This window comes from Cobetia sp. SIMBA_158, from assembly GCF_046566945.1.
In the GTDB taxonomy this organism is placed as follows: domain Bacteria; phylum Pseudomonadota; class Gammaproteobacteria; order Pseudomonadales; family Halomonadaceae; genus Cobetia; species Cobetia amphilecti.
Window position 1 is genome coordinate 1 of sequence record NZ_JAWJYL010000845.1, and the last position, 248, is coordinate 248.

1 pseudogene is annotated in these 248 nt (G+C 68.1%); it reads right to left on the bottom strand.

From position 1 onward, the window contains the following. A pseudogene (locus tag R2R70_RS22220) lies at window positions 1-248 on the bottom strand (DNA-binding response regulator); the annotation flags it as partial.

Genomic DNA, 248 nt, shown 5'->3' on the forward strand with positions numbered 1-248 from the left:
GGCCCGCTCCTGCTGCGTCATGTAGAACTGCAGCAGGCGATCTTCGGTCGGGCCGACATCCAGCGAGTTGCCCTGGGCGGTGACGCGGTGGCTGGCCGGGTCTCGCATCAGGCCCTCGCCTTCCACCGCCTCCTCGACCCGCTTTGGACTGGTGCGACGCAGGACGGCCTTGAGACGGGCGACCAGCAGGCGCGGCGGGAAGGGCTTGGTGATGTAGTCGTTGACACCGGCTCCGAGGCACAGAATCC